The sequence below is a fragment of the Streptomyces aureus genome, from assembly GCF_001418135.1.
GTDB lineage: Bacteria > Actinomycetota > Actinomycetes > Streptomycetales > Streptomycetaceae > Streptomyces > Streptomyces aureus_A.
In genome coordinates, this window is sequence record NZ_LIPQ01000559.1 from 1 (window position 1) to 6413 (window position 6413).

Consider the following 6413-nt stretch of genomic DNA (forward strand, 5'->3'; position numbering starts at 1 on the left):
GATGCGGGCGCCCACCCGCCCTGGGCGGGTGGGCGCCCGCATCCCCTGCCCGCCGTGGTTCAGTCCGTCTCCGCCTCGGGGTCCCGAGTCGAGCGGCCCTCTGCACGCCTGGCCCGCAGTGCGGCTCTCGCCGCAGCGGCCTCCTGTGCCAGCTGCTCGGTCAGCAGACGTATCCGAGCCTCACGCTCCGCACGGGTCAAGCCCGTGAGGCCCAGCCTGAAGTCACGTTCCTCCTGGGACACACGCCCCTCCTCTCCCCAGCCGACGCCGTCGACCGGACACCTGAACTCGGCTCACTCGCGCCAGATGTCGGCGAAAGCCGAGTTCTCGACGGTCCACCTCCGCAGTACGGCCTCACATTCCATCACCGCGTGGTGGACCGCCACCCCCACAGTCGTCACCGCGTCGTCAGCGAGGCCGGCATCCTCGGCCCGGGCGTGCTCCGCGTCGGTACAGCTGACGCCGCCCGGCCAGGTCCCGTCCACTGACCCCCGTGTGGACACGTCTCCCGACCGGGCGGGTCCTGGATCAGCGCCAGGTCTGGTGGCGGTTGTAGTAGCACGGGATCGTCCGCAGCCCGTACTGGCTGTCGTCCAGGCACTCGCCCGTGGCCTGGCTCTGGAACGTCACCCGGTCACCGCTCTTGTGCGCGAACCAACTCTGTTCGCGCGAGGAGTTGCAGGCGCGGGTGTCGAGCGTGAAGCCGTCGTCGAAGAGGCAATCGTTGGTCGCGAGGTTCCGGAGCTGACGGGTGCCGTCTCCCCACACGTGCACGTTCCACTTCTGGTGGACACCACCGTTGCAGCCGTAGCCGCGCAGACCGTACTGCCGGCTGTCGTCGAGGCAGGATCCGGTGGCCATGTTCGCGAACGTCTGGATGACGTCGACCGCGCGCAGGGCGCCGGCAGGAGCGCCGGTCGTCCGCAGGGCAGCGGCGGTGGCTGCCGTCTCGGTGTGGGCGGTGGGCTGGATCACTGGCTGCGCCGACACCGCGGTGGCGCCGACGGCAAGGAGTCCGGTCGCGGCCACAAGCGCGAGGGTCCCCCGGTGGAAGGCATGCGAACGCATCTCTTTCGTCCTCTCGTCATGCCGCCGCGAACGACTCCGGCGGCCCTTCGCCAACCAGGCTCTGCAGCACGCCGGTCGACTCGTGGCGTGGCCGGTTGACTTGCTCTCACCGTAGGTTCGGGCTCCGTGGCGGGGCGATGCTTTCGAGCTCCGTCGAAAGCATGGGAACGAGTGGCGGGGAATCCGTCGTGGAGCTCGTCCGCGGGCGGTCGGTCACCGTGGGCGAGGGCCCGGCTCCAGCAAGGCCATGCCCCTCGACGTCACGGTATGGAGGACCGCCTTGCCTTCCCTTCGGGTGGTGACCAGCCCGGAGTTGCGGAGCACGGAGGTGTGGTGGCTCACGGTCGCCGGCGAGATGCTGAGCCGACGTGCCAGATCCGTGGTGCTGCGACCGACTGCCACCGCCTCCAGGATCGCGGCGCGTGTGCGTCCCAGGAGGTCCTCCAGCGCCTGTGCGGTGGACGTGCCGCCGCCGTCCCACAGCGTGCTGCCCGCCAGGTCGTCGGTGACGGTCGGGACGGCAAGGACGGGGGCTTCGGCCGGATCCAGCGAGGGCTGCATCAGCTCCGCCCGCCGGGCGGAGAACATCGTGGGGGCGATGACGAGACCGCGCCCGTCCAAATGAACATCTGCCTCGTGTGGATGCTCCAGTTCGAGGACGGGCGGCCGCCAGTGCAGCATCGGGCCGCCCAGGGTCTTCAGCAGGTGGTCGAGCCCGCCTTCGGCCATCGCGTTCGCATACGTGGCGCGAACCTCGGCCAGATGCGAGCGCACCCTTCCCCAGTACGGAGCGACGGCCACGTCGTGGCAGGCCCGTAAGGCCGTGGTGACCTGGAGCCATGCTTCGCGGTCACCGTCCACCAGGTTGCGTGCCCAGGCGCGGTACGCGGGACGGAAGTGGATGTTCTCGAACTCGGCGCGGAGCAGATTCCGGGAAGCGCCGAGCAGTCGGTCCACCGCCTCCTCGACGCAGACGGAGTCGCCCGCCAGGCTCCACAGGTCGACATCGGGCCCCTGGGACGGCAGCAGGGCGAGCAGGGGACGTACCCGTTCGTCCAGACGTCCTCGGACCGAAACCTGCCAGCGCCGGAAACCGAGGCCGACGTCAGTGGCGTGCAGCAGCTTCACGCTGTCGAACGTCTCGGCTGCCGTGCCGATCGTCCCGGTCACTCGGATCCGCATCAGATCCTGGTCCGTGAAGTGAATCCGCTTCACCGGGCATGCCGTTCCCGCGTTCCCTTTCGCACACATCAGTCTCGGGTGCGGGCTGGTGGCCGCACAACGACCAATCAGGCCAGACGCCACCCGAAGCCCTTGCGGTGAACGAGCTGTGAGGGACCGGCTGGTCGGCGGTGCGTGTCCCGCGGCCCAGACCGAAGCCGTGTGCGGGGCCGGTAGCGCAGCCCGTACGTAACCGCGAAAACCTGTGGAACGGCGGCACCGTGCGCCCGTACCGTGCTGCCGAGCCACGTCGTCGAGCCAAGGGCAGGCCGTTGTACACCGTGTGAGACCCCCCGAGCGCTGAACCGTCGCGCGTCGCGCCCTGCGCGCCGCGCTCCTTCTTGCTGCGGATTTCTCACTGAAACCGGTGTACTCCTGTGCTCAACAGCTGGGTGGTCGTGCCCACCTGCCTTCCTGCGGTCCTCCGCCGTTGCCACACCTGCGGATCCGAACGCTTCCGGGCGAACGGCAAGTTCCGCGTCAACGCGAACCACAAGCTCCTCGACGCCTGGCTCCTCGTGCTCTGCACCTCCTGCGGGGAGACGGCGAAGCTCACGGTCCTGGAGCGGGCGAACGTCCGCTCCGTACGGCCTGAGCTGCTCGACCGGATGCACGACAACGACCGTAGCCTGGCAGCCGAGTTGCTCCAGGATCCGGTCCTACGGCGCCGCAACCGCGTCGCCCTCGACTGGGGCGGTGCCTGGCGCCTCGACACCGGCGGATCGGTTCACCTGGGTGGCGAGGCCGTCGATGTCGCGGTCCGCTTCGCCGCGCGGATTCCCGTACGGCCGGTACGGCTGATCGCCGAAGGCTTCGGTCTGCCACGGGCCGAGGTCGAGAGGCTGCTCGCGGACGGCAGGCTCGTCTCGGCGGACCGGCTGAGCGGCCGGCTCTCCGGCGACTTCACCTTCGTGCTCAAGCGCTGATCCCGCCACGGGACCAGGGGCCTGTCCGGCGTCAGTCACCGCCGGACAGGCCCACGACACCACCTAGTCCTGCCAGTAGAAGAGCGCCGTGTCGACCGTGATGGCGTTCCGCCCGCCGAAGTAGTAGACACAGAGGTCCGTGACCCGGATCGCTCCCGTATCCCCGTCGATCCAGCGGAAGCCCGCCGATTCGAGCGCACGCCAGGCGGCGTCGGGAGCGTCCTCCTCGGCGGTCGCGTACGGGCCGAGGGTGCTGATCAGGAGCCGGTCCCCGCCGACCTCGATCACGTGGTACGTCCCGTCTCCCTGCTGGTTGTCCTCGCCGCAGGAGACCGGGGGCTTCGGCGCCAGGCCCGCCGCCGTGAGGGCGGCCGTCGCCCGGCGGAGCTGGTCCTCCACGTCGGGACGGGCGGACGGCTCGACGCACACGGCCTCGATCCGCCACCGCGGGTCGCTCTGGCGTTCACAGCCGGGACCGTACTCGTGGACGATCGCGGCGCGGATGTCCTCGTCCAGGCCCTCGACCTCGACCCGGGGGCGCCCCAGACGTTCGTAGACCGCCTTGGCCTCGTCCCTGTCCTCCGTGAGGCCGTACAGCGCGTACGCCGCCCAGACCTTCGCCTCGGTCGTCGGCGCCTCGTCGAGGTAGGCGCGCAGACGGTCCGCGTCGGTCGCGAGCTGCTGGGCGACGTAGGCGACCCGCCGGTCCGGGTCCGCGAGTGCGTAGGTCACGTCCTCGCCGGCGCGGTAGCGCATCCAGGCGTGGAACTCCCGGTCCTCGGGGCGGTCTTCGCCGAGTTGGGCCATGATCGCGTCCGCTCCGTACCGGTCCACGAGGCCGTCCAGACCGGCATCGCCCGCGTCGCGGGCGCTTCGCCCCGGCGAGGCGGCGAGCGTCGCCAGTTCGCGCGCGGCCGAACGGTCGCCGAGCAGGCCCCGCGCCTTCAGGAAGGCCTCTCCCATGCCGTACGAGGTGTCGGACGCACGGTCCTCGTGACGCAGCCACGGGAGCAGCTCCACCCGGTCGGCGAGCAGGTCGAGCAGGGCCCTGCGTACCTCGGGGGTGTCCTGGGGGTCCTGGACGCACGCGATCAGGTCGGGGACGTACCGCTCGGGGACCCGACCGTGCAGCGCGATCACGCACGGCCTGCGCCGCCACCACGGGTGCCCGGAGTCCGCCACGTATCGGGCGAGTACCTCCGCGCCGACCTCCCGCAGACCTGCGGTGTCGTGAAATCCGGCCTGCGGTATCAGGTCCTCGATGTTTCGCATCCGGAGATGCTATTGCCCGGGCAACACCCTGAGCAGGCCGATTTCGCCGGCGCGCACGGTCTGCCCGATGGGGACACCATGGACGTATGACGCTGCCCGGCGAGCGTGGCCTCGCCGTCGTCGAGGCGCCGTCCGTGCTCGGGTTGCGGCCGTCCGGGGTGCAGGAGCTGCCGGATGCCGTGCTCGGCGGAGTGGCGCGGGTCGCGCGGGTCGAACCGCCCGCGTACGACCCGGTACGGGACGCCGCGACCGGGGTGCTCAACCCGGGCGGGATCGCGCGGTACTCCGTACAGCTGGCGGACGTAGTCGGCGAGGTGCTCGACTCCGGGCGCCTTCCCGTCGTCCTGGGCGGCGACTGCAGCATCCTGCTGGGGAACCTGCTCGCTCTGCGGCGCAGGGGGCGGTACGGGCTGCTGTTCCTCGACGGACACACGGACTTCTATCAGCCGTCCGCCGAGCCCACCGGCGAGGTCGCGTCGATGGAACTCGCCCTGGCCACCGGGCGCGGCCCCCGGCCACTCGCCGATCTGGAGGGGCGGGGGCCGCTGGTGCGGGACGAGGACGTCGTCGCGTTCGGGTTCCGGGACGCCGACGAGTCCGCCGCGGCGGGGAGCCGGCCGCTCCCGCCGCGGCTGTACGCCCTCGCCCTCGACGACGTGCGCGCGGCCGGCGCGGGTGAGGCCGCGCGGGGTGCCGTCGTCCGGCTCGCCGAGCGGGACGGGTTCTGGGTCCACCTCGACGTCGACGTCCTGGACGACGCGATCATGCCCGCCGTCGACTACCGGCAGCCCGGCGGGCTGAGCTGGGCCGAGCTGGAGGACGTGCTGAGGGCGGCCCTGGGCGACGAGCGGGCCGTCGGGTTCGACGTCACGATCTTCAACCCACGGCTCGACCCCGACGGGACGATCGCCGACCGCCTGACCGGCTGCCTGCGGCGGGCCCTGGCGGTCGGGGACCCGCCGGTCTAGCGTTCTGGCGGTCCCGGGCTATGGCGGTCCCGCCGTTTTCACTCGGCGTACGGCCGAGCTGCGCAAGGGACCGGAGCCGCTCCAAACGGACTTGTTCGAGCATGACCGGCGACCGGCGACCGGCGACCGGCCCGGCGACCGGCGACCGGCGACCGGTGACTGGCGACCGGCGACCGGCGACCGGTGGCCGTCAGCGCCGCCCCCGCCTGCGTCGTATCCAGATCCCTGCGCCGGCTCCGGCGAGTGAGGCAACCGCGAGCCCGAACGTGGTCAGCCAGGGGCCCCAGGTCTGCTCGTCCTCGTCTTGGGCCGCGGAGCGAGAGGTCGACGGGGACCGGGGAGCCTCCGGAGCCGGCGATGTCGTCCCCGGAGGAGCGGGGGTCGGCGTGGCTGCGGTCCCGCCCGGAACCGACGAGGCAACGGGCGACGAGGGGACCGCCGCAACCGTCAACTGCCGCTCGGCGTGCCCCAGCGCGGGCTGTCCGGCCGCGACCGTGACCTTCCAGACGCCGGTCGGCAGGGCTTCGGCGGTGGTCCAGTCGGTCGGGCCGGCGCCGCGGACGAGTTTCCAAGGACCCGCCGTACGGCGGCCGTCCGCGCTGACAGCGCTGACCAGTGCGGCGACCTGCTCGTCGACGGCGTCGCCGTCGTTCTCCCATGTCACCTTGGTCAGCACGTGGCCGTACCGGTGACCGGTGATGACCACTTCCAGGTTGTCACCGTGCGCTGCGGCGGGCCGCGGCAGGCCGAGGCCGAGGACGAGCGCCGCGGTGAGGACGAGTGCGGGTCGGGTGGCGGTGTGCATGGCGGTGCTCCGGTCCGGTCTGGAGGGAAGGCGTGGGCTTGCGCGGCTGGGGCTGACGGGCCGTGGGGCCCGTGAGGCGCACGGGGCCGACGAGCCGCGGGGGTCGGCGAGGCGCGGGGGTCGGCGAGGGCGGGCCGCCGATCGGCGGCCCGC

The 6413-nt window shown here is 72.0% G+C and carries 6 protein-coding genes; 2 read left to right on the forward strand and 4 right to left on the reverse strand.

Features of this window, described 5'->3' with window-relative positions; translation table 11 throughout:
- Positions 1 to 528 precede the first annotated feature (528 nt).
- Entirely contained in the window at positions 529 to 1068 is a 540-nt protein-coding gene (locus AOK00_RS33850) for an RICIN domain-containing protein (RefSeq protein WP_055603968.1), read from the reverse strand.
- Positions 1069 to 1281: 213 nt separating this feature from the next.
- On the reverse strand, positions 1282 to 2283 hold the full coding sequence (locus AOK00_RS33855; protein ID WP_254047603.1) for an ArsR/SmtB family transcription factor: 1002 nt from the start codon (positions 2281 to 2283) through the stop codon (positions 1282 to 1284).
- A gap of 383 nt (positions 2284 to 2666) precedes the next feature.
- Between AOK00_RS33855 and AOK00_RS33860 the strand changes: the two genes are divergently transcribed.
- Positions 2667 to 3215: a DUF1062 domain-containing protein gene (locus tag AOK00_RS33860; protein WP_055603970.1), complete on the forward strand. Its 549-nt coding sequence runs from the start codon at positions 2667 to 2669 to the stop codon at positions 3213 to 3215.
- Between the two features lie 63 nt (positions 3216 to 3278).
- On the opposite strand, the gene AOK00_RS33865 is transcribed toward AOK00_RS33860, so the two are convergent.
- Positions 3279 to 4487 carry a hypothetical protein gene (locus AOK00_RS33865; RefSeq protein ID WP_055603971.1) on the reverse strand — a complete coding sequence of 403 codons (1209 nt, stop codon included), beginning with the start codon at positions 4485 to 4487 and terminating at the stop codon, positions 3279 to 3281.
- An 86-nt stretch (positions 4488 to 4573) separates the two neighbouring features.
- On the opposite strand from AOK00_RS33865, the gene AOK00_RS33870 reads away from it, so the two are divergent.
- Entirely contained in the window at positions 4574 to 5455 is an 882-nt protein-coding gene (locus AOK00_RS33870) for an arginase family protein (protein ID WP_055603972.1), read from the forward strand.
- A 190-nt stretch (positions 5456 to 5645) separates the two neighbouring features.
- Here AOK00_RS33870 and AOK00_RS33875 read toward each other — a convergent pair whose 3' ends face one another.
- The gene (locus tag AOK00_RS33875) at positions 5646 to 6260 is read right to left on the reverse strand and encodes a hypothetical protein (protein WP_055603973.1); all 615 of its coding nucleotides are present in this window, start codon (positions 6258 to 6260) and stop codon (positions 5646 to 5648) included.
- Positions 6261 to 6413: the final 153 nt, after the last annotated feature.

Coding starts and splice junctions, on each gene's coding strand:
- AOK00_RS33850 (WP_055603968.1), bottom strand. CDS start 1,068: ATGCGTTCGCATGCCTTCCACCGGGGGACCCTCGCGCTTGTGGCCGCG.
- AOK00_RS33865 (WP_055603971.1), bottom strand. CDS start 4,487: ATGCGAAACATCGAGGACCTGATACCGCAGGCCGGATTTCACGACACC.
- AOK00_RS33870 (WP_055603972.1), top strand. CDS start 4,574: ATGACGCTGCCCGGCGAGCGTGGCCTCGCCGTCGTCGAGGCGCCGTCC.
- AOK00_RS33875 (WP_055603973.1), bottom strand. CDS start 6,260: ATGCACACCGCCACCCGACCCGCACTCGTCCTCACCGCGGCGCTCGTC.